Source organism: Rhizobium sp. No.120 (assembly GCF_054558365.1).
Genome location: NZ_BAAJNQ010000002.1, coordinates 565,411 through 591,634 on the forward strand (window position 1 = coordinate 565,411; position 26,224 = coordinate 591,634).

Consider the following 26,224-nt stretch of genomic DNA (forward strand, 5'->3'; position numbering starts at 1 on the left):
GGGGAGAGAAATATGCAGGATCAGCAGCCGCTCTGGACGCCGTCGGAGGAGTTTCGCCGCCGGAGCCCCATGTTTGCCTTCATGCAGGAATGCAACCGCCGCTTCGGCCTTTCGCTGGCGGATTTTGCCGGCCTCCATGCCTGGTCCATCGCAGATCGTGAAAACTTCTGGTCGGCGGTCTGGGATTTCTGCGGCGTGAAGGGCAAGCGCGGTGAGCGGGCGCTGATCCATGGCGATGTCATGTTGGATGCCCGCTTCTTTCCCGATGCCGAGCTGAATTTCGCCGAAAACCTGTTGTCGCGGAGCGGCGAGGGCGATGCGCTGGTCTTCTGGGGCGAGGATAAGGTGCGCGATCGCTGGTCCTGGGATCGGCTGGCCGCCATGGTATCCCGGCTGCAGCAGGCCTACCGCGCCGAGGGTATCGGCAAGGGGGACCGCATCGCAGCCATGATGCCGAACATGCCCGAAACCATCGCCTGCATGCTGGCGGCAGCGTCGATCGGTGCGATCTGGTCTTCCTGCTCTCCGGATTTCGGCGAGCAGGGCGTCATGGACCGCTTCGGTCAGATCGAACCGAAGCTCTTCATCGCCTGCAGCGGCTACTGGTACGCCGGCAAGCTGCAGGATGTTACCGCCAAGGCCAGCGCCATCGCTCAGCGACTGAAAGCGCCTGCTATCATCGTGCCCTACGCCGGCAATGCCGAGGCGGTCGTGGCGGCAACGTCAGGCGCGCGAACTCTCGACGATCTGATTGCACCCTTCGAGGCGAAAGCTGTGGAGTACGAGCCCGTCTCCTTCTCCCATCCGCTATTCATCCTGTTTTCCTCGGGCACGACGGGCGTCCCGAAGTGCATCGTGCATTCCACTGGCGGCGCACTGCTGCAACTCATCAAGGAACATCGTCTGCATTGTGGCGTGGTACCCGGCGAGAAGGTCTTCTATTTTACCACCTGCGGCTGGATGATGTGGAACTGGCTGGTGACGGGCCTTGCCGCCGGCGCCACGCTTTGCCTCTACGATGGATCGCCCTTCGCGCCTGACGGCAACATCCTGTTCGACTATGCGCAGGAAGAGAAATTCGCGCTGTTCGGCACCTCTGCCAAATATATCGACGCCGTCCACAAGAGCGGCCTGACGCCGAAGACCTCGCATGACCTTTCGAGCCTGCGGCTGATGACCTCCACCGGCTCGCCGCTGTCGCCCGAGGGTTTCACCTTCGTTTACGAGGGCATCAAGGACGATATCCAGCTGGCCTCCATTTCCGGCGGCACGGATATCGTCTCCTGCTTCGTGCTCGGCAACCCGCTGCAAGCGGTCTGGCGCGGCGAAATCCAGGGGCCGGGCCTCGGCCTCGCCGTCGATGTCTGGAACGACGAAGGCAAGCCGGTGCGTGGCGAGAAGGGCGAGCTCGTCTGCACTAAGGCCTTTCCCTCCATGCCGGTCATGTTCTGGAACGATCCGGAGCGCGCCAAATATCGCGCCGCCTATTTCGAGCGCTTCGACAATATCTGGTGCCACGGAGATTTCGCCGAATGGACGGAGCATGGCGGCCTCATCATTCACGGCCGCTCCGACGCGACGCTCAATCCTGGCGGCGTTCGCATCGGCACGGCCGAGATCTACAATCAGGTCGAGCAGATTCCCGAGGTTCTGGAGGCGCTCTGCATCGGTCAGGATTGGGACGATGACGTCCGCGTCGTGCTTTTCGTCCGCCTTGCCGCCGGCGTCTCCCTGACCGAAGATCTGGTCAAGGCAATGAAGACGCGCATCCGCACCGGTGCCTCGCCTCGCCATGTGCCGGCCAAGATCATCGCGGTTACCGATATCCCCCGCACGAAATCCGGCAAGATCGTCGAGCTTGCCGTGCGAGAGGTCGTTCATGGCCGTCCAGTCAAGAACAAGGAGGCGCTCGCCAATCCGGAAGCACTGGATCTCTTTGAAGGGCTGGAAGAGCTGAAAAACTGAGGCGCACCTTAAAATTGAGGAGCAAACGATGACCCTCATTTGGTAACCCTGCGTTAAGAAAGCTTGGTCAAAAGTAAAGGCTAACTTGAGGCCGTTCGCATGAGCTGGAACGGATTGGAGCCACTCTCGGCTCCCGAGACATGAAGTTCCGTGACTCGAGCTTGCTTTCGACAGCATAAACTTCAAAGGCAGCGCGGTTCGCTGCCTTTTTTTCGTTTCCTCGTCGCGAATCCGCCTCTGCTCTGTACATTGCGGCCTTGAGCAAGTATGTGCACGCGTGAAGAAGAGGTTCGCGACGTGCGAGCCACGATGATCGCCGCCTGATGGTGCGCGAAGAATTCCGAAAGACAGATGATGACTGAATTCGAAGGCATCGCTCCTGCGATCGCCCAGGCTTTGGCAAAGCGCGGGTATGAAACGCTGACGCCGGTGCAAAAGGCCATGCTCGATCCCGGCCTGGCTGGCAAGGATGCGCTTGTCTCGGCCCAGACCGGCTCGGGCAAGACGGTTGCCTTCGGCCTGGCGCTGGCGCCCGGCCTGCTTGATGGCGCGGAACGGTTTGGCCCGGCAGGCGCTCCCTTGGCGCTAGCGATCGCGCCCACGCGTGAACTGGCTCTGCAGGTCCAGCGCGAGCTGGAATGGCTCTACGGCCTCACGGGCGCGACGATCGCCTCCTGCGTCGGCGGCATGGATATGCGCACGGAGCGACGCACGCTCGAGCGCGGTGCCCATATCGTCGTCGGCACGCCCGGTCGTCTCTGCGATCACATCCGCCGCAATTCGCTGGATATCTCCGAACTCAAGGCCGTCGTGCTCGACGAAGCCGACGAAATGCTCGATCTCGGTTTCCGCGAGGATCTGGAATTCATTCTGGAAGCCGCGCCATCCGAGCGCCGCACCCTGATGTTTTCCGCAACGGTGCCGCGCTCAATCGCCAAGCTTGCCGAAAACTACCAGCGCGACGCCGTCCGCATCGCCACCGCTTCTGAGGCCAAGCAGCATGTCGATATCGACTATCGCGCGCTGACCGTGGTGCCGAGCGACCGGGAAAACGCCATCATCAACGTGCTGCGCTATTATGAAGCGCGCAATGCCATCGTTTTCTGCTCGACGCGCGCTGCCGTCAATCATCTGACGGCCCGCTTCAACAATCGCGGTTTTTCGGTTGTTGCGCTCTCGGGCGAGCTCAGCCAGAACGAGCGCACGCACGCCCTGCAGGCCATGCGCGACGGCCGCGCCCGCGTCTGTATCGCGACTGACGTCGCGGCCCGCGGCATCGACTTGCCGGGGTTGGAGCTGGTCATTCACGCCGATCTGCCGACCAATCCGGAAACGCTGCTGCACCGCAGCGGCCGCACCGGCCGCGCCGGCAACAAGGGCGTCAGCGCCATGATCGTGCCGCTGAGCGCCCGTCGACGCACCGAACGCCTGCTGGAAGCCGCCCGCATCCGTGCCACCTGGGCAAAGCCACCGTCGGCCGACGAGGTGAGCCAGCGGGACGACGAGCGTCTTCTAGCCGATCCGGTCTTTGAAGCACCGCTTGCCGAAGACGAGCAGTCGATCGTCCGGCAGCTGTTGGAGCGCCACGGCGCCGAGCAGGTGGCGGCTGCATTCCTGCGGCAATACCGCACTGGTCACTCCGCCCCCGAGGAGCTACAGGACGTGCCGGCCGAAGGCGAGCGCAGAAAGCCGCGGCGGGATGACTTTCCGGTCACGCCTCGCGATGACGGCTCATCTGCGGGGCGCAACGACTTCACCGATGGTCTCTGGGTATCGCTTTCGGTTGGACGCAAGCAGAATGCCGAGCCACGCTGGCTGATCCCCATGCTTTGCCGCAACGGCAATCTGACCAAGCGCGACATCGGCGCCATCAAGATGCAGCCCGAGGAGACCTTCGTCGAGCTCTCGCAGGAGGGTTTCGAGCGCTTCCTCGCGGCCATCGGTCCGGACAAGACGCTCGAGCGCGGCATCAGGGTCAAGCCGCTTGCAGGCATGCCGGATTTCCAGGCTAAGCGGGAAGGCGGCTTTGCAAAGAAAAAGCCCTTTGCTGACAAGGGACCGCGTTCGAATGACGGCCCGAAGCCGAAATGGAAGTCCGACCGCAAGCCGGAGCGGACGCATGCAGGCGAGGGCGGTGTTTCCGAACGTTCCGACAAGAAGCCCTGGGCGAAAAAGCCCGGCAAGCCGGGCTTCGCCAAGAACGACGGCCCGCCAGCAGGCAAGCCGAATTCGAGGGCCAAGCGCAAGGCTGCACGGGCGCAGGAGAATTAATTTCTATCTCCGAGTTCAAGGGGGCGGCCGCCCCCTTGGCGCTATCTCCGCATCCCCCAGCACGAGGGGCCGGGTACTCCGGGCACCGCTACTCGAAGAAGATCAAGCTTGCCGGCGATGGTGGTAGTGGCTTTACCCTCACATTATGAAAACCGGCACGCCTAGCCATCTCAGCCAGATCCTTCTGCGTGTAGGCCTCGCCTTTAGGCGTACTCGCCAGCATCTCCCATGAGAATGCGGCGGGGAAGGGCGGCGATACGAGATCGTCGTTCGGCACGAAGTCCACCGCAACCACCTTGCCCTCGGCGCTCAGGCTTGCCCGGCTCTTCCTAAGCAATCCGGCGCAGGTTTCCAGGTCGAAATGATGCAGGAAGTTCGGCAGCAGGATAAGATCGTAGTCCGTGCCCCAGTCGACTTCGAATGCGTTGCCGGGAATGACCTTATAGCGTTCGGCGACGCCAAATTGCTGCGCATTTTGTTTGGCCAATTCCAGAACGGAGCCCCAATCGACCGCAACGATCTCGGCTGATGGAAAAGTTTTCGCCATCTCGATCCCGAAAAGCCCGTGGCCTGCGGCGATATCAAGTATCTTCCTTGGCTGCATGGGCAAGTTGGCCATTTCGGCGGCGAGGCTGATCGCGCTGCCGCCCGTGAACGCGCCCATGCCGCGAGCAAATTTCACCCAAACCGGATTGTCGGGAGACATGTTCGCCAATCCAATGGACCCGCCGTTGCGGACATAGGAAGGCGGATCGTTTAGAATCTGCTTGAGGATTTCCGGTGCGGCTAGGAATTCGATGGCCGCGCCCATATAGGCCGGCGAATGCCGGTCGAGGAAGGCTCGGCTGGATGGTGTCAGAGCGTATTGATTGCCTGTTTTCGTGAGAAAGCCGTTCACAACGAGATAGTCACACAGAATGCGCACGCCTCTTTCGGCTGCATTTGTAGCGGTCGCCAAAGATGCTGCATCACTGCCATCACCAATCAAGGTAAAAAGATCGAGTTCTATGGCAGCTACGATGGCGGCCGTCTTTCGGCATGCAAACATCGCATCGACTACTAGATTGGGCGAAACTTCGCCTACGTCTGCTTCTACTGCCGTCGATGACATTGGATCCCCCTTATGTGCCCAATGACCGACCGGAATAGTCGGTCGCAGCGATGAATTATCTCACAAAAGGCGACGGATTTTAAGTTTGTCATCAATAATACTTCGGAGATACATCAGATATTCTTGATCGGCGGGGCGGTCTTTCATTGTCGCGGCGGAACTTCACAACAGCCGCGACGTTACGGCCAATCTGCAAGTGGACGCCGAAGCCAGGAACTGTCTGCCTGGTGCAGCACGCGGTTATTCGGCTTGACATTTGGAACGCGTCAGGCAGAAAATTAATTCTGGGGTCGCGATCACCCCACGAGGCCACGGCTGAAGAATCGCGTCCGTGAAACCGAGCCAACGGAGGACGCGCCATGCCGTCATTTCTGGAAATTACACCCGACAAGCTCAATCGTATTATCGGCACGCCCAATTTGCCGCCGATCCTCGACGTCCGCAATGATGAGGATTTCGCCGCCGATCCTCGTCTTATTCCCGGCTCCATTCGCCGCAACTATCGAACCGTAACCGACTGGGCGAACGAGCTGGCGAGACCTGCCATCATTCTCTGCCAGAAAGGACAGAAACTCGCTCACGGAGTTGCTGCCCATCTGCGTGTCGTCGGAAAGCAGGCGGAGGTCCTTGAAGGCGGGTTCGAAGCGTGGCGAAGCGCGAAGTACATGTTGGTCGCCGAGGAAAAGCTGCCTCCGCGAGATGCTAGCGGCAGGACGGTATGGGTAACAAGGGCGCGACCGAAGATCGATCGCATCGCTTGCCCGTGGCTGATCCGGCGCTTTATCGATCCGTCAGCGATCTTCCTGTTCGTTCCCGCAACCGAAGTTTCGGCCGTCGCCGATCGTTTCATGGCAACGCCATTCGATATCGAAGATGTTTTCTGGAGCCATCGCGGCGAGCTATGCACCTTCGATGTCATGATCGAAGAATTTGGTCTCGGCATCGAACCTCTCCTTCATCTTGCAACTATCGTCCGGGGAGCCGATACCGCTCGGCCCGACCTGGCGCCTGAGGTGCCCGGGCTGCTTGCGGCCTCGCTCGGGCTTTCGCGGATGTTTAACGACGACCTGCAGCAGCTGGAAGCCGGCATGACGCTCTATGATGCCTTCTATCGTTGGTGTCGTGATGCGACGGAAGAGACACACAACTGGCCGAATCCGAGGAAGATGTAACCGACTATGACCGATCTCGTAAAAAATGTAGCCGAGCGATCAAGCGCGGCTCATCGGGACATCGTTCCCCTCCATGAGGCCGTCAAGGTCTGGATCCGCGTTGCCGCCTTGAGCTTCGGCGGACCGGCGGGACAGATCGCCGTCATGCATCGCATCGTCGTCGATGAGAAGAAATGGGTTGGAGAGCACAGGTTTCTTCATGCCCTGAACTACTGCATGTTGCTGCCAGGTCCCGAAGCGCATCAGCTCGCCATCTATATCGGCTGGCTGCTGAACAGGACGTTGGGTGGCATGATCGCCGGCATTCTATTCGTCCTGCCCGGCTTCATTGCAATCCTCGCGCTCAGTTATCTCTACGTCATGTTCGGTAATCTGACCTTTATCGAAGGGATGTTCTTCGGTCTAAAATGCGCCGTCCTGGCGGTCGTTGTTCAGGCGGTGTTTCGCATCGGAAGCCGAGCCCTCAAGAGCAGGGCTATGGTTGCTCTGGCCGCGGCTGCCTTCGTGGCGATCTTCTTCCTGCACGTTCCGTTCCCCCTCATCATCGTGGGAGCCGGACTTATCGGCTACCTGGCCTCTCGGGCAGGGATTGCGGCCTTCAGGATAGGCGGCGGGCACAAGTCGGGCTCCGGGGCAATTCTGGAAGACAAGGACTCCGTTCTTGGCGAGGAGATCCCTTTGCACGCTCGACCAAACCTCGCCTGGTCTCTGAAGACGTCAGGTGCGCTGGCTGCCGCGTGGCTCATTCCGGTTGCGGCCCTGGTGATGACGCTTGGTCCCGACAACGTCTTTTCCAAAATCGGGATATTCTTCAGCGAGATGGCGGTCGTGACCTTCGGAGGTGCGTACGCCGTATTGGCCTACGTCGCACAGGAGGCCGTGCAGCAGCTGGGCTGGCTACGGCCGGGCGAGATGCTGGATGGTCTGGGGATGGCGGAAACGACCCCTGGACCGCTGATCATGGTCACGCAGTTCGTTGGTTTCCTGGCGGGCTATCGCAATCCCGGCACCCTCAGCCCGCTTGCGGCAGCAACCCTTGCCGCCGTGCTGACCACATGGGTCACCTTCCTGCCAAGCTTCCTTTGGATTTTCGCCGGCGCGCCATTCATCGAGAAGATGCGTGGCAATGTCGCGCTGACCGGCGCCATGTCGGCGATAACGGCGGCGGTCGTTGGCGTCATCCTCAATCTCGCGATTTGGTTCGGACTCCATGTGCTGTTCCGTGAGACCACGAATTTCACCTACGGCTCCTGGACGATGGATGTGCCCGTCCTGACCTCGCTTTCACCGCCCTCGCTGGTGCTGACCCTGTTGGCCGCGCTGGCCATCTTCCGCCTGAAGATGTCGGTGATATCGACCTTGCTGGCGTCTGCCGCCCTGGGTGTCGGTTGGACTGTCTTCGTTTCCTGAAAGCCGAGGCATTCGCCGCGTCGGTGGCCCGGAGTGAGAATTCGTGTCCTCCGTGCATTTGCAGGGATCTCGTGACTAAGGCAAAATGCCGCTCCTTCGACCACGTAGCGAATGGAGTGGTGCACCCATGCTGATCGGCTCGTGTCATTGCGGCAAGGCGGGCTGGACGCTTGAAGGAGATCCGGGCTCGATCACGGCCTGCAACTGCACGCTCTGCCGGCGCTACGGCACGCTGTGGGCCTATGGTTACGAAGGAGAGCGGGTCTCAGTGACCGGCCGGACTGCCACCTATACCCGCGCCGGCAAGGACAGGCCGTCTCTCGAAATACTGTTCTGCCCATCCTGCGCCTGCGTCGTAAGCTGGCGCGGCCTGAGGCTGCAAAAGGATGGCCGCCGGCGTATGGCCGTCAATGTGCGGCTGGCGCCGCCGGATCTCGTTGCCGACCTGCCGATCGATCACTTCGATGGGCTCGACACGTTTGAAGATCTTCCTTCCGACGGACGATGCGTGCGCGACCTCTGGTTTTGACGGCGAGCTGAGATTGTCTCAGTTCGCCAGCACCCTCTGCGATGGGAAGGTGATCTCGACCAGGGTGCCCTCGTTCGGGGCGGAATTGATCGAGAAAGTGGCGCGGTTGGCGTCGACCATGGCCTTGGTCAGCGGCAATCCCAAGCCGGTGCCGTCGCCGCGCTTGCGGGAATTGGTGGAAACCTGCCGGAAGGGCTTCATGGCCTGCTCCAGCTCCGAGCGCGTCATGCCGACGCCGGTATCGCGGATGCGCAGGACGACGCTGCCATTGCTCTCATAGGAGGTGGAGACGACGATCTGGCCGCCCGACGGCGTGAAGCGGATGGCGTTTGAGAGAATGTTGAGCGCGATCTGCTTGATCGAACGTAGATCGGCAACGACATTCGGCACAGCTTGCGACAGAGCGGTGCGGATGATGACGCGCTGGCTGTTGGCCTGCGGCTGCACCAGCGACACAGCTTCAGTGATCGCTTCGTTCAGGCCGACTGACGCGAAATCCAGATCCATCTCGCCGGCTTCGATCTTCGAGATATCGAGAAGGTCGTTGACGATGTCGAGCACATGGCGGCCGGAACGGCCGATATCGGTCGCATATTCGATATAGCGCGAGTGACCGATCGGCCCGAAGCGCTCGCCGGCCATCATGTCGGAAAAACCGATGATGGCGTTGAGCGGCGTGCGGATTTCATGGCTGACGCGGGCAAGGAAATCCGTCTTGTGGGCATTGGCGGTTTCGGCGGCGCGCTTGGCGTTGCGCAGCTCTTCTTCAGTTCGCTTCCATTGCGTGATGTCGCGGATAACGGCGCAGTAACCGTTCGAGGAATTCAGCCGACCCATGGTCATGAACAGCGGCACGAAGCCGCCGGAAGCCTCGCGACCGATCACTTCGCGACCATCGTTCAGCACGCTGGCGACGCCGTGGCCGGACAGGCCGCTGAGATAGTCGAGCACTGCCTTCTGGCTTTCATGCGCAAATAGCATCACGAAGGGTTTGCCACGGGTCTCCTGGTCGTCATAGTTGAAGAGGGCGCTCGCAGAGCGGTTCATTGAGCGGATCTCGCCGTCCTGGCCGATGATGATCACGCCATCCGTCGCCGTTTCCAGTGTCGAGCGCAGTTCCTCGATCTCCACCTGCAGTTTGGCGACCTTTTCGAGGATGCGCTCGGGGCGGGCTTCTTCGGGAATTGGAAGCGGTGCCGGCGGCTCGCTTCTTTCAACCGGCATCAGCGCCAGCATAAGGGCCGTACCATCCTCCCAGCGGATCGACTGTAGCCGGGCCGTCACAGGCACAAGCGCATCGTCGGCGCGTACGACCATCATTGTGGCGGGCTGCTCGGTCTTGCCTTCGAGATCGTTGCGTTGAAGCAGCGCATCCAACCCGCCGACCTGCTCGAGCTCGTCGAGGCTGTCATAGCCGGTCAGCCGCAGGAATTCCGGATTGCCGTGGATCAGGCGATCCCCGGCGTGGATGAGGATCGCGAGCGGCAGCTGGTCGATGATATCGGGCGACAGGCCGGTGCGCATCTTCACACGCGGCGGAATGGCGTTGTTCAGAACCTCGAGGGGATCGAAGTCCTCCTCTGGCTCGGCCGATGCCGGCGACGCTTCAGCTGCGGCCTCGTCGGCCGCTTTCGCGCTGTTATCATCCGCAGCCTCGACGAATTTCACGACTGGCGGTGCGACGTTCTCTTCCGCAATTGCCGCTGCTGGCGGCTGGTCATCGGCATGGCTGTCTCCGTCCGGGGTTTCGGATGCTTCGGAGAGGATTTCGTCGGCCGCATTCGGTTGCGGAGGAGTATCGGCACCCTCCTCATGCTCATGCCGCTCGTCTTGACGCTCCCCAACAGGCGGTTCCTCGCGCTTGCCGAAAGGCTCAAGTTGTCGGGCGATTTCGCGGAAGGCTGCCTGTTCGCTCAGCGAAAGGCCGGTCTGCGTCAACGTCCGGCGCTCGTGGAGGCGGACGACCTTGTCCGACTCACGACGGTTTGGCGTCTCGGAAATCCGTAGGGCAGGTGGTTCGTAAGGCGGGACCGTGTCGGCTCCGGTAGCCTTCTCAGCCGGGCTTTCGATCTCTTCTTTCGTCGGAGAGGGTTCAATTTCGGGAGCGGGCTGCTCGTTCGATGCCGCCTCTGCTTCCGCGGCCATTTCGGCATCGGTCGCGGTGTCATCGGCCGCCTGTGTGCCGAGAGCCATCCCGCGCTTCATCGGATCATCGATGACATCCGCCAGGCGGACGACGCCGAAGCCCCTGAAGCCGTCGAATTCGCGGCTGCGTGTATAGGTCGGCAGGGCAGCAAGATCGACCGGCACGGTCAAGCTCGTACCCTCCACCGGCCAGTAGATCGTGCGGCCGGACCATGTGTCGCGCCGCGCCAGCAGTTCCGCGATCTTGCCATCCGGATCGAGATTGAAACGGCGAGCCACATCAGTAAAGGGAATGCCGGCAATCTGGGCGGCATGCGGCCCCACCGCATCAGCAAATTCACGCGAAACCTCGCTGAAACGGCCAGTGGCATCGATCTTCCACACGAAGCGGGTGGCACGTCCGTTGCGCTTGAAAATGAAACCTTCTGCGGGCGTGTTTTCGATATCGGTATGCGCGTCCGCTGGAAGCGACTCCGCTGCTGCCGTCACTTCTGGGGCAGCATCATCTCCGCCGTCCGCCATGGTTTCAGGCTTCTGCTCATCGGCGTGAGCTTCGGTTTCGGCAACTGCGCCGGTCGCGCTATCCCCATCGGCAGTCGCTTCCGTTCCGGCTTCCGCTGAGATTCCGGCGGCCGAGGCCGCCTCCGCTTGTTCGTCCTCCCGATATTCCGGGGTTTCGTCCAGCTCCTCAATGTCGGCCACCGCATCGATGATGTCGCCGAAGGGGGCGGTTGGCGCGGCTTTTGGCTCCTCGTCCGCCGCCGCGCCTTCAAGCTCCTTGCGCACTTCCTCCGCCTGCGGTTCGATGGCCGCCGCGGGACGGGCTTCGTCGGCAAGGCTTTCCGTCGGATCGAGATGGCCAAGCACCGTTTCGACGACGAACAGCAGGTGCAGGGCCGGGATTTCGGAGAGCTTGCCGATGGCGGCAGGCAAATAGCCACGCCCGGTCGGGATCGGTCGCTTGATCAGCCGGTCCGGCTGCGCGCCGGCCATGGTCGTCAGCATTCGTGCGGTCTGCGGAGTGACCCCGAGCGTCCTGAAGCCGGCTGACGCAGTGACGATTTCGCCATCGCGGCCGATGACGGCCATATGGGTATCGGGATCGTCGAACCCGTCGATCATGCGCTTGGCGCATTCCGCTGCTGCGAGCGGCTTCGAGGATATCGGAGAGGAAAACAGCACAGCCTCTTCGCCGACCTGGATGCGGATGAGCTCAACGGCTGCATTGACGACGGCTCGCTGGAAGCCCGATGCCATGCGGATCAAGAATGTGCGCTGATCGCCGACGGCGCCAAGGCCGCGCGCGGTCGCCTCGATCTGGCGAAATGAGATGTCGCCGGACTTCGGTCCCTGCTCGATGAAATCGTAAATGATGTTATAGCCAAAAAGGTTGGCGCCGGCGGCGTTTGCCCATAGCACGCGATCCATGCCGGTCGAGAACATGACCATGGCTTCACCGCGCGCGAAACGCTCCCGAACGCGGGGATGCACGGCAATGTCAATGAACGGATATTGAATTGCGGGCATTTTCCAACCTGTTTTGCGGGCGTAATCGCCTCTCGTGATTTAACAGTTTATTAATAACGGCGCCTCGCTTTTCGGTCCAGCGAGCGGTCCATTTTTCGGCCGGAAAGGTTAACGTCTTGTGCGACGCACAATTATGTTGCGCTGCACAATAATTTATATTATATACTCCTCACACAGGTACACGACGGCCTCTCAGATAGGCCCTTTAGGAGCGTAATCATGGCTACTGTAAAGAAAGACGACGTTTTTTCAACGGCTGCATTCGACCCGTCCAAGTTCTCCGAAACCTTCCGTGACTTCGCGGAAAAGGGCGCTGCTCAGTCCAAGGAAGCTTTCGCCAAGCTGAAAGCTGCGACCGAGGAAGCCGGCAAGACGGTTGAGGCAACCGTGCAGACCGCACAGTCCGGTTCCGTGGAGATTGGCCTCAAGGCTATCGACGTTCTGCGCACCAATGCCGAAAGCTCGCTGGCTCACATGGAAGCCCTTCTTCGTGTCAAGTCGGTTGCAGAACTCTTCGAACTTCAGACCGCTTTCATCCGCAAGCAGGCCGAAGTCACCGTCGAGCAGGCCAAGTCCATCCAGGACACCACCAAGAAGGTTGCCGAAAAGCTGGCAAAGCCTGCCAAGGACGCCGCTGAAAAGGCAATGGCCTCCTTCAAGGCCTGATCATTGCCGATAAGCCTCCCAAGGCATGAATGTCCCGTTCCCGGGTGAAAACCTGGGGCGGGACTTTTCATTTGCAGCTCAAGCCGGCTTGGTCGGCATCCAGCCGCATCATCATTTTGGATATCTGCAAAGCTTTTTTATATTGCGGGGAGATAGGACTTGAAATAATTTCAAAGTCCTCGTATGTGACCCCCGTTGACGCGGCAACGCGATCATGTGCGGTTGTAGCTCAGTTGGTTAGAGCGCAGGTTTGTGGCACCTGAGGTCAGTGGTTCGACCCCACTCAACCGTACCATTCTCTCCCGATCGTTCTTATAAGATGCCCGCGGCTTTGACCTGGCTGGGTTATTTCTTGTCTTCAGGCTTCTTCGATACATGGCCGGGCGATATCGGATCGCTAGCGGGAAAAGTCTCTTCCAGCGCTTCCTCCAGATAATCGTCCTGTTCCTTGTGCTTTTTCTCGTCCAGTTTCTGCTGCTTCTTGTCGCTCATCGTCCTGGCTCCTGATTTCTCCGTGAAATACTAGGCTTCGTCTGGCCGTTGTCCAGCAGCAAGGCGTGGGGGCGGCGAACCGCGCTTATGTCGCAAGCGCTGGCCGGATGCCGAAATTAGCTTGGAACCGTCGGCATCGCTGGTCGTTGTGTCCATATCGGCAAGCAGACGAAAGGAGCGGGCATGTCCGTACCAAACGAGCCTATTCCCGATACGCCTCCGATGCCCGACCCAGGTTGGGCGCCGAAGCCGCCGATCGGAGAGCCGGAACCGGACAGGTTGCCGGATGAGGCTCCAGTTCCCAATCCCGACGAGAACGAGGAGCCGCCGAAGCATGCGGAGGCTCAGCCGCCGCATGCGCCATCATGGTGGTGCGGCCTGATGCGGTGGCCTTCGCCTGCGAGCCGAAGACGCGTCCATCGGCATGATTTTTACAGGAAAATCCGCCGCTCCTCGCTAACCAGCTCCTGCAGAAAGTCCGCGACCGTGCGCACGCGCACCAGGTCGCGGGCACTTTCATGATAGGTCGTCCAATAGGCACGCTTGATGGACACATCGGGCAGGATGCGCGTCAGCTCGGGAAACTGCCTGGCGATGTAATCATGCAGGATGCCGATGCCGGCGCCAGAGCGCACCGCTTCCGTTTGGCCAATCGCTGTGGATATCTCAAAGGAGGCGTCCCAACTGCGCATGATCTCGCCGGAAAAATTGAGCGAAGCCGTAAAGATCAGGTCTTCGACGTAGCCCACGCGCGGATGTAGTTTTAGTGCTTCCACGCTGTCGGGCAATCCGGCGTGTTCCAGATAGGCTTTGGAAGCATAGAGCCCGAGCGTGTAATCCGTCAGTTTCGATGAGACCAGGCGACCTTGCTCGGGACGTTCGAGCGTGATGGCGATATCGGCCTCGCGCTGCGACAGCGAGAAGGAGCGGGGAACCGGCACGAGCTGGATACGCAGCTCCGGATAACGGGCGATCAGCCGCCCGAGCCGCGGCGCGAGAAAGGAAACGCCGAAGCCATCAGGCGCGCCGATGCGCACCGTCCCGGTGATCGCGCTGTCGAGGTGGCCGACGCTCGCCTGCGCGCGCAGCATCTCCGTTTCCATGCGCTCCGCCGCGTGCAGGAAGATCTCGCCTTCGGCGGTCAGATCGCAGCCATTGGTGCGGCGCACGAGCAACCGCGTCTTCAAGCGCTCTTCCAGCGTCGTCACGCGACGGGAGAGGGTGGCGTGGTTGACGCCGAGCCGTTTCGAAGCGGCCAGGATTTGGCCCGTGCGGGCCACAGCCAGGAACATCCGGACATCATCCCAATCCATTCACACACCCTCTCTTGCACAAGAAGGACTTCAATTTCTGCACAACGGTTGCTTATAGCAGCTCATTGATTTGTGCAAATTGAAGTGCGATCCTGTCATCATCCAAGAAAACGAGGAGGCACATCCATGCGTGAGATCGGTCATTTCATCGGCGGCAAGCACGTCGCCGGCACGAGCGGACGCACGAGCAACGTCTATAATCCGGCAACGGGCGAAGTTCAGGCAACTGTCGCGCTTGCGAGCGTCGAAGAACTGCGCGCAGCCGTCGCAAACGCCAAGGCCGCGCAGCCGAAATGGGCCGCCACCAATCCGCAGCGCCGCGCCCGCGTCTTCTTCAAGTTCGTCGAGCTTCTGAACCAGAACATGGATGAGCTGGCGACGCTTCTTTCCAAGGAGCACGGCAAGACGGTCGAGGATTCCAAAGGCGATATCATCCGCGGCCTCGAAGTCTGCGAATTCGTCTGCGGCATTCCGCATCTGCAGAAGGGCGAGTTTACCGAAGGCGCCGGCCCGGCGATCGACATGTATTCCATCCGCCAGGCTGTCGGCGTCGGCGCGGGCATCACGCCGTTCAATTTCCCGGCCATGATCCCGATGTGGATGTTCGCCCCGGCAATCGCTTGCGGCAATGCCTTCATCCTGAAGCCGTCCGAGCGCGATCCGTCCGTGCCGCTCCGCCTGGCCGAACTGATGATCGAAGCCGGCCTGCCGGCAGGCATCCTCAACGTCGTCAATGGCGACAAGGCCGCCGTCGATGCCATCCTGACCGATCCGGATATCGCTGCCGTTTCCTTCGTCGGCTCCACACCGATCGCCCGTTACGTCTATGGCACGGCCGCGATGAACGGAAAGCGGGCCCAGTGCTTTGGCGGCGCCAAGAACCACATGATCATCATGCCCGACGCCGATATGGACCAGGCCGTCAACGCCCTGATGGGCGCCGGCTACGGCTCTGCCGGCGAACGCTGCATGGCGGTATCGGTCGCAGTTCCGGTCGGCGAAGACACGGCAAATCGTCTCGTCGAGAAGCTGGTGCCGAAGATCGAATCCCTGCGCATTGGCCCCTATACCGACGACAAGGCCGACATGGGCCCGCTTGTCACGAAGGATGCCTACAACCGCGTCAACGGCCTGATCGATCGCGGCGTCGAAGAAGGCGCCAAGCTGGTCGTCGACGGCCGAGGCTTCAAGCTGCAGGGCTATGAAGATGGCTATTTTGTCGGCGGCACGCTGTTCGACCACGTCAAGCCGGACATGGATATCTACAAGACGGAGATCTTCGGACCGGTTCTCTCGGTCGTTCGCGCCAAGAACTACGAAGAGGCTCTTGAGCTGCCGATGAAGCATGAATACGGCAACGGCGTCGCCATCTATACCCGCGACGGCGATGCGGCCCGCGACTTCGCTTCGCGCATCAACATCGGCATGATCGGCGTCAACGTTCCGATCCCGGTTCCGCTTGCCTACCACTCCTTCGGCGGCTGGAAGGCTTCGAGCTTCGGCGATCTCAATCAGCATGGCACGGATTCGATCAAGTTCTGGACGCGCACGAAGACGATCACCGCCCGCTGGCCGTCCGGTATCAAGGATGGTGCGGAGTTCGTCATGCCGACGATGAAATAAGCATCGCAATCACCGGCTCACGTCAGCCGTCGTCCGGTATTTTTCGGGCGGCGGCTTTTTTATTGCGTTTGTTTTCGATCGAGTCATCTTGTCAGGACCGCTGTCTTCATTTAGAACAAAGCAAGAACAACGGGAGGGCCGAGCGATGGCCATAACCTATCAGATCGACTATCTCGAATTTCCGTCGAAAGACGGCCTGAAGACCCGCCGCTTCTTTGAAGAAGCCTTCGACTGGAGCTTTGTCAGCTACGGGCCGACCTACCATGTCATCGAGGCGGCCGGAATAGACGCCGGCATAGATGGCGATGCGGGAGAGGCGGCCGGAACACCGCTGCCCGTCGTGCGCACAACCGATCTGGAAGCCGCACAGCGCGCCGTGGAATTTGCCGGCGGCGTCATCACTCGCCCAGCTTTCGATTTTCCCGGCGGTCGTCGGTTTCATTTCCGCGAGCCCGGCGGCTGCGAAATGGCGGTCTGGATTTCCGTGCCATAAGTGAGTTGGCGCCGTTGTGGCATTAAGGTTGCAGTCTTGCGGGCAAATCGCCCGTTCGCGCCTCAAGTGGGGTAAGCTTGTATTTTTCCGTTGATTGACGGTCGTTTTCCTGATCTCAAATGCAATGTTAAGGCGAGTGACGTGCCGCGCAACACGTCGCCCACCGTCTGGTGCTTACTAGGAGCGCCCGTGGGAACGCTCGTCCTCTTGTGGGGGAGGGAACATAGCATGGCAGTCGTTGAGCAAGATTATCCGCTGGGCGGAAGACCCTTTTTCCAAAGGGCTTCCTTCACAGGCAACGCTTCGGAATATTTCGGCATCTGGATCGTCAATATTCTGCTGACGATCGTTACGCTGGGTATTTATTCGGCCTGGGCAAAGGTCCGCCGGAACCGGTATTTCTACGGGAATACGGTCATTCTGGACCACAGTTTCGAATATCATGCCAAGGGCAAGCAGATATTGATCGGCCGGCTGATCGTGTTCGGCTTTCTGATCGCGGTGAACATACTTTCACATGTAGCGCCGTTGGCAGTTTTGGCAATCTGGCCCGTGATGCTGGTGGTATTCCCATGGTTCCTCATGCGCGGCCTTCGCTTCAATGCGCGCGTGACGAGCTATCGCAATGTGCGCTTCGATTTCGTCGGCACCTATGGCGGTGCGTTCAAGGCGATCTTTTTGGGTGCCCTTGTAACGGTGATATCTGTCGGGCTGTTGTCCCCAATCGCAAGCCGTTGGTTTTATAAATACATCTTCGACAATCTGCGCTATGGCGATCGCCCGTTCTCGACCGAACCGCGATTGAGCGCGCTCTATAGGGTTTTCGGAGGCATGGTCGCAGTCGCCATCGGCGGAGGCTTAGTACTTGGCTTTGTTGCCGCCGCTGGTCTCCACGGCTTTGTGGCAAATTCAGCAGGTGCCGGCCTCACGTCGACGCAAGTGGGAGCTGTTGCTGGCCTGTCCGCATATGTATTTGCTGGCCTCTACTATCGGGCGTCGATCCGTAACATCGTCTGGTCGGCGACAACGATCGATCATCGTCATCAGCTCAGAAGTAATCTCGGTCGCCGGCGCTATGCATGGATTGCAGTTTCGAATGTCATCGTCACCCTGGTAACTCTCGGATTGATGCGCCCCTGGGCGGCGGTGCGCATGCAGCGCTTCTTGGCCGAGCATACGGCGATCAGTATCGATGGCGAAATCGGTGTGGTGTTCGACCAGATCCGCTCGACCGGCAACGCGATCAGCGCGGAATATCTCGATGTCGATGGATTCGACTTTGGCTTCTGATCCGCAGACGATCGCGACGGGTGTCTGGCATCCGCCGCATTCCAGCCGGGAGGTTCCGTCCCGGCTGATGGATATCGGCGGGTCTCTCATCGTGCTCTCGTCTGAAGAGGGCGCGGAAGACAAGCGGCTCGCCTGGGGTATCCGTTCGGATATCGAGTTCAGCTCGCGGGTCGGCTCCATCCCGCGTCGCATTATGTTCGGAAATGAATCGGTTTTTGAAACCCGCGATAACGACGCTGTCGATGCTTACCTGCGAAGTCGCGGCGAGGGACGCAGTGGTTTCATTCATGGGCTTGAGATAGTTCGTCCCCGTCTGATCGCCCTTGCTCTCGCGACGATCGTCCTTGCTTCGGCCATATATCGCTACGCCTTGCCGGTCTTGGTGGAGGTTGCGGTACTGGTGACGCCGCCCGTGGTGCCGGAGATGATGTCGGCAGGGACGCTGAGGACATTGGACCAGGTGACATTCGGCCCCAGCAAGCTGCCGGCGGCACAGCAGACGGAAATTCGCAATGATTTCGCCGCGATAGCCGCAAATGCGGAAGGTGGTACCAGCCGTTACCATCTGAATTTCCGCGATGGTGGCCTCATCGGTCCGAACGCCTTCGCTCTGCCGGACGGAAACCTCGTTCTGACTGATCAACTGGTCGAACTTGCCGGCGGTGATAAGGAAGTGATTACCGCCGTGCTCGGCCATGAGATCGGTCACGTCGAATATAGGCACAGCCTGCGTCAGCTTTACCGTGCTGCGGGTATCGCAGGTCTCGTGCTTTTGATAGCCGGTGACGTAGGCTCCGGCATTCAGGACCTATTGACGCAAGGCGGCGGTCTACTTGCGCTTTCCTATTCCCGTGAAGCGGAGGCACAAGCCGATCGCCGCTCCGTCGAGCTGATGCAGGCGGCGGGCATGGATCCGACGGCACTCTCACGGTTTTTCGATATCCTTGAAACGAGGCTTGGCGATCATAGCAGCACCAGCATGCTCTCAACCCATCCGGGGACGCCCGAACGCAAGCAGGCGATCCTTGATTATGCAAGTGAGCTGAAGGAGAAGGGGGCGAAGCCGAAGGGGTGAGGGGCTCAGGCTTTCTAAATAAGCTGAATATGAATTTCATATTTTGGAATTGTTCAAAACTAAGAAAGCCACTATATACGGGGCAGCCCCTAAGCAGCCTCGATTCCAGGAGATCGGCATGCGTTTGACCAAGCAGACCAATTACGCAGTGCGCATGCTGATGTATTGCGCCGCCAATGAAGGCCATCTGAGCCGAATTCCGGAAATCGCCAAGGCATACAGTGTATCTGAACTGTTTCTCTTCAAGATCCTGCAGCCGTTGACCAAGGCAGGTCTTGTCGAAACGGTGCGCGGCCGCAATGGCGGCGTGCGCCTTGGGAAGCCCGCGACCGATATCAGCCTGTTCGATGTCGTCCGCGTCACCGAGGACAGTTTCGCCATGGCGGAATGCTTCGAAGATGGCGTGGTGGAATGCCCGTTGGTCGATAGCTGTGGCCTCAACTCGGCGTTGCGGAAGGCGCTCAATGCTTTCTTCGACGTTCTGACCGAATATTCCATCGACGACCTCGTCAAGGCCCGCCCGCAGATCAACTTCCTGCTGGGCCTCACCGACAAGGATCACAAGGCGATTGCGAAGAAGCCGGTGGTCGCGGCCCCCGCCGCCTGATCGGTTATCCGAAGTTCAGTCATGTTTTGGTCCGCAGTTACCGCCGGTAGCTGCGGATTTTTGTTTGTATTGCCTCCTATCCGGGCAACAGGCCGTTCGCGGATTGAAAGAGGAAAATGGCAAATCATTCTGAATCGATTAAAAGCATGCAAATTTTTGCCAGAAAATTACCAATCCAGAGGTTTTTTCATCTAAAAATTTCCAAACTCCAGAAATTGGAAAAATTTTAGGCGGCGCTTGTTGCTTTCAAACTTAAAATAAAGTTCCATCGGCGCGATCCGGATGGGAACCTCTGGTGGTGTCCACGGCTTCAAAAGAATAACAATCTGGGAAACGATATCATGAAAAAGATTTCTGTCCTGCTGGCAGTGACAGCCTTGGCTTCGGTCATGGCGACGTCCGCCTGGTCGAAAACGCTTGTCTATTGCTCGGAAGGTTCGCCGGAAGGTTTCGATCCCGGCATCTATACCGCCGGCACCACATTTGATGCTTCCTCGCGCACGGTTTATAGCCGTCTTGTCGAATTCAAGCACGGCAGCACCGAGATCGAACCCGGCCTCGCCGAAAGCTGGACCGTTTCCCCCGACGGCAAGGAATACACCTTCAAGCTTCGCAAGGGCGTAAAGTTCCAGACGACCGATTTCTTCACCCCGACGCGTGACCTCAATGCCGACGACGTCATTTTCTCGATCGGCCGTCAGCTCGGTACGGACAATCCGTGGGCCAAGTATGTTGCCGGCGGTTCCTATGAATATGCCGACGGCATGGGCTTCCCGAAGCTCATCAAGTCGATCGACAAGGTCGATGACCTCACCGTCAAGTTCGTCCTGAACCGTCCGGAAGCGCCGTTCCTCGCCGACCTCGCCATGGACTTCGCCTCGATCCTGTCGAAGGAATATGCCGACAAGCTGCAGGCCGACAAGAAGATGGAGCAGATGAACCAGCAGCCGCTCGGCACCGGCGCGTTCACCTTCGTGGCCTACCAGCCGGATGCCGTTATCCGCTACAAGGCAAATGAGACCTACTTCAAGGGCAAGGAAAAGATCGACGATCTCGTCTTCGCGATCACGCCGGATGCATCCGTCCGGGCACAGAAGCTGAAGTCCGGCGAATGCAACCTCATGCCCTACCCGAACGCAGCCGACATCAAGGACCTGAAGGCTGACAAGAACCTCAAGGTTCTAGAACAGGCCGGCCTGAACGTTTCCTACCTCGCCTACAACACGCTCGTTGCGCCGTTCGACAAGGTCGAAGTTCGCAAGGCGATCAACATGGCCGTCAACAAGCAGGCCATCGTCGACGCCGTCTTCCAGGGTTCCGGCAAGGTTGCGACCAACCCGATCCCGCCGACCATGTGGTCCTACAACAAGGACGTGAAGGACGACGCCTACAATCCGGACGAAGCCAAGAAGCTGCTTGAAAAGGCTGGCGTCAAGGATCTGAGCATGAAGATCTGGGCAATGCCGGTTTCGCGTCCGTACATGCTGAACGCCCGCCGCGCTGCCGAACTCATGCAGGCAGACCTCGCCAAGATCGGCGTCAAGGTCGAGATCGTCACCTATGACTGGGCTCAGTACCTGAAGCTCTCCTCCGCCAAGGACCGCGACGGTGCGGCCATCCTCGGCTGGACCGGTGACAACGGCGATCCGGACAACTTCCTCGACACGCTTCTCGGCTGCGATGCCGTCGGCGGCAACAACCGCGCGCAGTGGTGCAACAAGGAATTCGACGATCTCGTGAAGAAGGCTAAGCAGACCGCCGACATCAAGGAGCGCACCAAGCTCTACGAACAGGCTCAGGTCGTCTTCAAGCGCGAAGCTCCCTGGATGACCATCGACCATTCGGAAGAGTTCATCCCGATGACGAAGAATGTCTCCGGCTACTTCCAGGATCCGGTCGGCGTTCATCGCTTCGACGGCGTCGATATCGCCGAATAACGAAAAATCTGTGAGAATGCCCGGCTAAGACCGGGCGACCCGGCGGTCAGACACCCTGTCTGACCGCCGGAAAAATTTGGACATCTGCCATGTTGCGATTTCTTCTCAGCCGGCTAGCGGTGCTGATCCCGACATTCCTCGGCGTATCGATCGTCGCCTTCTCTTTCATTCGCCTGCTTCCCGGCGATCCCGTCATGCTGTTGTCGGGCGAACGCGTCATGTCGCCGGAACGTCATGCGCAAATCTCCCACGATCTCGGCTACGACCAGCCGATGGTGGTACAGTACGGCCGATATATCTGGAACGCCTTGCATGGCGACCTCGGTACTTCGATCACCACCAAGCGCGACGTGCTGACCGATTTCCTGACCTTCTTCCCGGCAACGCTCGAATTGTCGATCTGTGCCATGATCCTCGCGATCTGTCTTGGCATACCGGCTGGCGTTTTCGCCGCCGTCAAGCGCGGCACATGGTTCGATCAAAGTGTCATGGGCGTGGCTCTGGTCGGCTATTCCATGCCGATCTTTTGGTGGGGTCTGCTGCTGATCATCGTTTTCAACGGCTATCTGCACTGGACTCCGGTTTCGGGCCGCATCGGCCTCATCTATTTCTTCAAGCCGATCACCGGCTTCATGCTGATCGATAGCCTCCTGTCCGGTCAGAAGGGTGCCTTCTGGTCCGCTTTGAATTCGCTGATCCTGCCGACCATCGTGCTCGGCACCATTCCGCTCGCCGTCATTGCGCGCCAGACGCGCTCCGCCATGCTGGAAGTGCTGGGCGAGGATTATGTGCGCACGGCGCGCTCCAAGGGGCTCTCGCCGCTACGTGTCGTGTCCGTGCATGCGTTGCGAAATGCGATGATCGCCGTCGTCACCACGATCGGCCTGCAGGTCGGCGTGCTGCTCGGCGGCGCTATCCTCACGGAAAGCATCTTCTCCTGGCCAGGCATCGGCAAATGGATGATCGACGCCGTCTTCAAGCGCGATTATCCGGTGGTGCAGGGTGGCCTTTTGCTGATCGCCGGCATCGTCATGCTCGTCAATCTTGCTGTCGACCTGCTCTACGGCTTCGTCAACCCACGCATTCGTCACTAGGAGCGGTCCATGAGTACGGTTAGCGTCAAAACGGTTAGTGTCAAATCCGACCGCCCTTCCGCTATTGCGGAGTTTTGGTACTATTTTTCTCGCAACAAGGGCGCCGTCATCGGTCTCGCGATCTTCCTCTTCGTCCTGTTTCTGGCAATCTTTGCCGGCGTCGTGGCGCCTCACAATCCCGATGCCGCTTACGGCAGCGACATGCAGCGTCTGCCGCCAGCCTGGGCGGAGGGCAGCAACAGCAGTTTCCTGCTCGGCACCGATGCCAATGGTCGCGATCTCCTGTCGCGCCTCATCTATGGCACGCGCTTCTCGCTGTTTATCGGCCTCGTCGTTGCCTCGTTCTCGGCGATCGCCGGCATCTTGATCGGCCTTGTCGCTGGCTACGCCCGTGGCCGCATCGATACGATCATTATGCGCATTATGGACATCATTCTTGCCATCCCGTCATTGCTGCTTGCCCTGGTGCTGGTGGCAATCCTCGGCCCGGGCCTGACCAATGCGATGATTGCGATCTCCATCGTCAACCAGCCGCATTTCGTTCGCCTCACGCGAGCATCCGTCATGTCCGAGCGCGACAAGGAATATGTCATCGCTTCGCGCGTTGCCGGCGCCGGTCCGCTGCGGCTGATGTTCAAGACGATCCTGCCGAATTGCCTCGGTCCACTGATCGTGCAGGCGACGCTTGCCTTTTCGGCCGCCATTCTCGATGCCGCAGCACTTGGCTTCCTCGGCCAGGGCGCGCAGCCGCCGACGCCGGAATGGGGCACGATGCTCGCGGATTCGCGTGAATTCTTCCAGAGCAACCCTTGGCTCGTTACTTTCCCCGGTCTCTGCATCCTGATCACGGTGCTCGCCATCAATCTGATGGGCGACGGCTTGCGCGATGCGTTCGACCCGAAGCTGAAGAGGTCGTAATGGCACTCCTCGATATTGAAAACCTCTCCGTCGAATTCCAGACCTCGTCCGGCCTGTTCCGTGCGGTCGATGGCGTTTCGCTCACCTGCGACAAGGGAGAGATCCTGTCGATCGTCGGTGAATCCGGTTCCGGCAAATCCGTCTCCATGCTTGCCATGATGGGGCTTCTGCCCTGGACGGCGAAGATCACCGCCGACCGCATGGTGTTCGATGGCAAGGACCTGCGCGGCATCTCCTCGCGCCAGCGCCGCAAGATCATCGGCAAGGACATGGCGATGATCTTCCAGGAGCCGATGTCGAGCCTCAATCCGTGCTTCACGGTCGGCTTCCAGCTCGGCGAGACACTGCGCATCCACATGGGCCTCGACCGTAAAGCGCGCCGCCAGCGTTCGATCGAACTGCTGAATCTCGTCGGCATTCCAGCTCCCGAGGATCGTCTGTCGAACTTTCCGCATCAGATGTCTGGTGGCATGAGCCAGCGCGTCATGATCGCCATGGCGCTCGCCTGCAATCCGAAGCTTCTGATCGCCGATGAGCCCACGACCGCGCTCGACGTGACGATCCAGGCGCAGATCCTCGACCTGCTCGTGCGCCTGCAGCGGGAGCAGGGCATGGCGCTCGTGCTCATTACCCATGACATGGGCGTCGTCGCCGAAACGGCGGAGCGCGTGCAAGTGCAATATGCCGGCCAGAAGGTCGAGGAGCAGCCGGTCAAGGAACTGTTCCGCGACCCGCATCATCCCTATACGGCAGCGCTTCTTTCGGCTCTGCCGGAGCGCGCTGAAGTCGGCGAGCGTCTGCCGTCGATTGCCGGCGTCGTTCCCGGTCAACATGATCGTCCCACAGGCTGTCTCTTCGCGCCGCGCTGCTCCTTTGCCACGCCGGAATGCGACAGGGGCGTCAAGCGTCAGGGGCCTGAACTGGGCGTAGCCCTATGCAATTATCCGCTGCAACATGGCAAGCCGCTCGGCCACCCCGGGATTGCCGCTACGCAAAAAGCAGGAGGTGCCGCATGACCGGCGCTGTTCTCGAAGGGCGCGATCTCGCCCGCTTCTACACCGTCAAGCGCGGCACCTTTAAACCGGAAGCGACCGTCAAGGCGCTGAACGGCGTCAGCTTCAGCCTGCAGTCGGGCCGCACGCTCGCTGTCGTCGGCGAATCCGGCTGCGGTAAATCGACGCTCGCCCGTCTGGTGACGATGATCGAAAATCCGACATCAGGCGAATTGCTGATCGACGGCAAACCCGCCAGACTCGGCGATCGCAGCCTGCGCAGTGCCGTGCAGATCGTGTTTCAGAACCCCTATGGTTCGCTGAACCCGCGCCAGAAGGTCGGCTCCATCCTGGAAGAGCCATTGAAGATAAACACGGATGATGATGCCGCCACTCGCCGCCGCAAGGTGGAGGAGATGATGGCGCGCGTCGGCCTGCGTCCGGAACACTATGATCGCTACCCGCATATGTTCTCGGGCGGCCAGCGCCAGCGCATCGCGATCGCGCGTGCTCTGATGCTACGGCCGAAGGTGCTGGTGCTCGATGAGCCGGTATCCGCACTCGATCTGTCGATCCAGGCGCAGGTCCTGAACCTGCTGATGGACCTGCAGAAGGAGATGGGGCTTGCCTATCTGTTTATCTCGCACGGCCTCTCGGTCGTCCGTCATATCGCAGACGATGTGATGGTTATGTATCTCGGACGCCCGGTGGAAACCGGCACGGCGGACGAGGTCTTCAGCCGGCCGCGCCATCCCTATACCGCGGCCCTTCTGTCGGCGACGCCGATCGCCGATCCGGATCGCGAGAAGAACCGTATACGCCTTCAGGGCGAATTGCCGTCGCCGCTCAATCCGCCGAAGGGATGTCACTTCAATCCGCGCTGCTGGCGTGCCCAGGACAAGTGCCGGCAGGTCGAACCGGAACTCGCGGGCGACGGAACGCATAAATTTTCCTGTTTCTTTCCGCTGGATTGATCCAAGTTGTGAGTCGGGCACGGCTGGCGAGACCGGTCGTGCCCGGTTCAAGTCAATCATTCCGGACAGGCCTTATGCGCGATAATCAAGACATTCCCCTTGCCATCATCGTCATGGGTGTGAGCGGCAGTGGTAAATCCTCGATCGGTGAGGGTGTCGCGGCCAAGCTTGGCATCCATTTCATCGAAGGCGATGCTCTGCATCCGGCCGCCAATGTCGAGAAGATGAGCAAGGGCATCCCCCTGACCGACGAGGATCGCTGGCCCTGGCTGGAGAAGATCGGTCAGGAAATATCGGCAAGCCTTGCAAAAGACCAGGGCGTTGTCGTTACCTGCTCGGCGCTGAAGCGCGTCTATCGCGAACGCCTGCGGGCGTCCGCCGGCGGCCATCTCTATTTCATCTACCTCGAAGGCTCGAAAGAGCTGCTGACGAAGCGCATGGGTGAGCGCAAGGGGCATTTCATGCCGACCTCGCTGCTCGAAAGCCAATTGCAGACGCTGGAAGTGCCGACCGGTGAGCCTCGCGTCGTCACTGTCGATATCGACGCCACCATCGAGGAGATCGTCGATGCCTCCGTCAAAAGCCTTCGGGCGATCCTCTAGAGCAATTCCAAGAAAAGT

At 60.0% G+C, this 26,224-nt stretch carries 21 protein-coding genes and 1 tRNA gene; 18 read left to right on the forward strand and 4 right to left on the reverse strand.

Annotated features, from left to right (window positions below; all coding sequences use genetic code 11):
• Positions 1-12 precede the first annotated feature (12 nt).
• Together ACYJRZ_RS08465 and ACYJRZ_RS08470 are read left to right on the forward strand one after the other, a co-directional pair.
• Positions 13-1,965: an acetoacetate--CoA ligase gene (locus tag ACYJRZ_RS08465; RefSeq protein ID WP_459457944.1), complete on the forward strand. Its 1,953-nt coding sequence runs from the start codon at positions 13-15 to the stop codon at positions 1,963-1,965.
• Positions 1,966-2,319: 354 nt separating this feature from the next.
• On the forward strand, positions 2,320-4,236 hold the full coding sequence (locus tag ACYJRZ_RS08470; protein ID WP_459458702.1) for a DEAD/DEAH box helicase: 1,917 nt from the start codon (positions 2,320-2,322) through the stop codon (positions 4,234-4,236).
• Between the two features lie 88 nt (positions 4,237-4,324).
• Here the strand turns inward: ACYJRZ_RS08470 and ACYJRZ_RS08475 are convergent, their stop codons facing one another.
• The gene (locus tag ACYJRZ_RS08475) at positions 4,325-5,347 is read right to left on the reverse strand and encodes an SAM-dependent methyltransferase (protein ID WP_459457946.1); all 1,023 of its coding nucleotides are present in this window, start codon (positions 5,345-5,347) and stop codon (positions 4,325-4,327) included.
• A gap of 359 nt (positions 5,348-5,706) precedes the next feature.
• Between ACYJRZ_RS08475 and ACYJRZ_RS08480 the strand changes: the two genes are divergently transcribed.
• From ACYJRZ_RS08480 to ACYJRZ_RS08490, 3 genes are all read left to right on the forward strand, one after another.
• Positions 5,707-6,519, forward strand: coding sequence for a chromate resistance protein ChrB domain-containing protein (locus ACYJRZ_RS08480; protein WP_459457948.1), 813 nt, complete (start codon positions 5,707-5,709; stop codon positions 6,517-6,519).
• A gap of 6 nt (positions 6,520-6,525) precedes the next feature.
• The gene (gene chrA, locus ACYJRZ_RS08485; protein WP_459457950.1) at positions 6,526-7,929 is read left to right on the forward strand and encodes a chromate efflux transporter; all 1,404 of its coding nucleotides are present in this window, start codon (positions 6,526-6,528) and stop codon (positions 7,927-7,929) included.
• A 127-nt stretch (positions 7,930-8,056) separates the two neighbouring features.
• The gene (locus tag ACYJRZ_RS08490) at positions 8,057-8,458 is read left to right on the forward strand and encodes a GFA family protein (protein ID WP_459457952.1); all 402 of its coding nucleotides are present in this window, start codon (positions 8,057-8,059) and stop codon (positions 8,456-8,458) included.
• Positions 8,459-8,476: 18 nt separating this feature from the next.
• Here the strand turns inward: ACYJRZ_RS08490 and ACYJRZ_RS08495 are convergent, their stop codons facing one another.
• On the reverse strand, positions 8,477-12,130 hold the full coding sequence (locus tag ACYJRZ_RS08495; RefSeq protein ID WP_459457954.1) for an ATP-binding protein: 3,654 nt from the start codon (positions 12,128-12,130) through the stop codon (positions 8,477-8,479).
• A gap of 219 nt (positions 12,131-12,349) precedes the next feature.
• Between ACYJRZ_RS08495 and ACYJRZ_RS08500 the strand changes: the two genes are divergently transcribed.
• Positions 12,350-12,796 carry a phasin gene (locus ACYJRZ_RS08500; protein ID WP_112344345.1) on the forward strand — a complete coding sequence of 149 codons (447 nt, stop codon included), beginning with the start codon at positions 12,350-12,352 and terminating at the stop codon, positions 12,794-12,796.
• Between the two features lie 218 nt (positions 12,797-13,014).
• Positions 13,015-13,091: transfer RNA gene (locus ACYJRZ_RS08505), tRNA-His, on the forward strand.
• Positions 13,092-13,141: 50 nt separating this feature from the next.
• Here the strand turns inward: ACYJRZ_RS08505 and ACYJRZ_RS08510 are convergent.
• On the reverse strand, positions 13,142-13,288 hold the full coding sequence (locus ACYJRZ_RS08510; RefSeq protein WP_167078186.1) for a hypothetical protein: 147 nt from the start codon (positions 13,286-13,288) through the stop codon (positions 13,142-13,144).
• 431 nt (positions 13,289-13,719) lie between these two features.
• Entirely contained in the window at positions 13,720-14,601 is an 882-nt protein-coding gene (locus tag ACYJRZ_RS08515; RefSeq protein ID WP_459457957.1) for a LysR family transcriptional regulator, read from the reverse strand.
• Between the two features lie 126 nt (positions 14,602-14,727).
• Between ACYJRZ_RS08515 and ACYJRZ_RS08520 the strand changes: the two genes are divergently transcribed.
• From ACYJRZ_RS08520 to ACYJRZ_RS08570, 11 genes are all read left to right on the forward strand, one after another.
• Complete coding sequence (locus ACYJRZ_RS08520) at positions 14,728-16,224, forward strand: CoA-acylating methylmalonate-semialdehyde dehydrogenase (protein WP_459457959.1); 1,497 nt, start codon at positions 14,728-14,730, stop codon at positions 16,222-16,224.
• A 145-nt stretch (positions 16,225-16,369) separates the two neighbouring features.
• On the forward strand, positions 16,370-16,717 hold the full coding sequence (locus ACYJRZ_RS08525; RefSeq protein WP_113330104.1) for a VOC family protein: 348 nt from the start codon (positions 16,370-16,372) through the stop codon (positions 16,715-16,717).
• A 228-nt stretch (positions 16,718-16,945) separates the two neighbouring features.
• Positions 16,946-18,007, forward strand: coding sequence for a YjgN family protein (locus tag ACYJRZ_RS08530; protein WP_459457961.1), 1,062 nt, complete (start codon positions 16,946-16,948; stop codon positions 18,005-18,007).
• Positions 17,979-19,082, forward strand: coding sequence for a M48 family metallopeptidase (locus ACYJRZ_RS08535; RefSeq protein WP_459457963.1), 1,104 nt, complete (start codon positions 17,979-17,981; stop codon positions 19,080-19,082). The genes ACYJRZ_RS08530 and ACYJRZ_RS08535 overlap by 29 nt, the downstream gene beginning before the upstream one ends.
• A 118-nt stretch (positions 19,083-19,200) precedes the next feature.
• Entirely contained in the window at positions 19,201-19,689 is a 489-nt protein-coding gene (rirA, locus tag ACYJRZ_RS08540) for an iron-responsive transcriptional regulator RirA (protein WP_459457965.1), read from the forward strand.
• 341 nt (positions 19,690-20,030) lie between these two features.
• Complete coding sequence (locus tag ACYJRZ_RS08545; RefSeq protein WP_459457967.1) at positions 20,031-21,626, forward strand: ABC transporter substrate-binding protein; 1,596 nt, start codon at positions 20,031-20,033, stop codon at positions 21,624-21,626.
• 89 nt (positions 21,627-21,715) lie between these two features.
• Complete coding sequence (locus tag ACYJRZ_RS08550) at positions 21,716-22,720, forward strand: ABC transporter permease subunit (protein ID WP_459457969.1); 1,005 nt, start codon at positions 21,716-21,718, stop codon at positions 22,718-22,720.
• Between the two features lie 9 nt (positions 22,721-22,729).
• Entirely contained in the window at positions 22,730-23,638 is a 909-nt protein-coding gene (locus ACYJRZ_RS08555) for an ABC transporter permease subunit (RefSeq protein WP_459457971.1), read from the forward strand.
• Positions 23,638-24,654, forward strand: a complete 1,017-nt coding sequence (locus ACYJRZ_RS08560) for an ABC transporter ATP-binding protein (protein ID WP_459457973.1) — start codon at positions 23,638-23,640, stop codon at positions 24,652-24,654. Before ACYJRZ_RS08555 ends, ACYJRZ_RS08560 begins: the two co-directional genes overlap by 1 nt.
• Positions 24,651-25,604: a peptide ABC transporter ATP-binding protein gene (locus ACYJRZ_RS08565; protein ID WP_459457975.1), complete on the forward strand. Its 954-nt coding sequence runs from the start codon at positions 24,651-24,653 to the stop codon at positions 25,602-25,604. Before ACYJRZ_RS08560 ends, ACYJRZ_RS08565 begins: the two co-directional genes overlap by 4 nt.
• Before the next feature lie 74 nt (positions 25,605-25,678).
• A complete protein-coding gene (locus ACYJRZ_RS08570; protein WP_459457977.1) occupies positions 25,679-26,206 on the forward strand; it encodes a gluconokinase in 528 nt (175 codons plus the stop codon).
• The last annotated feature ends 18 nt before the right edge of the window (positions 26,207-26,224 follow it).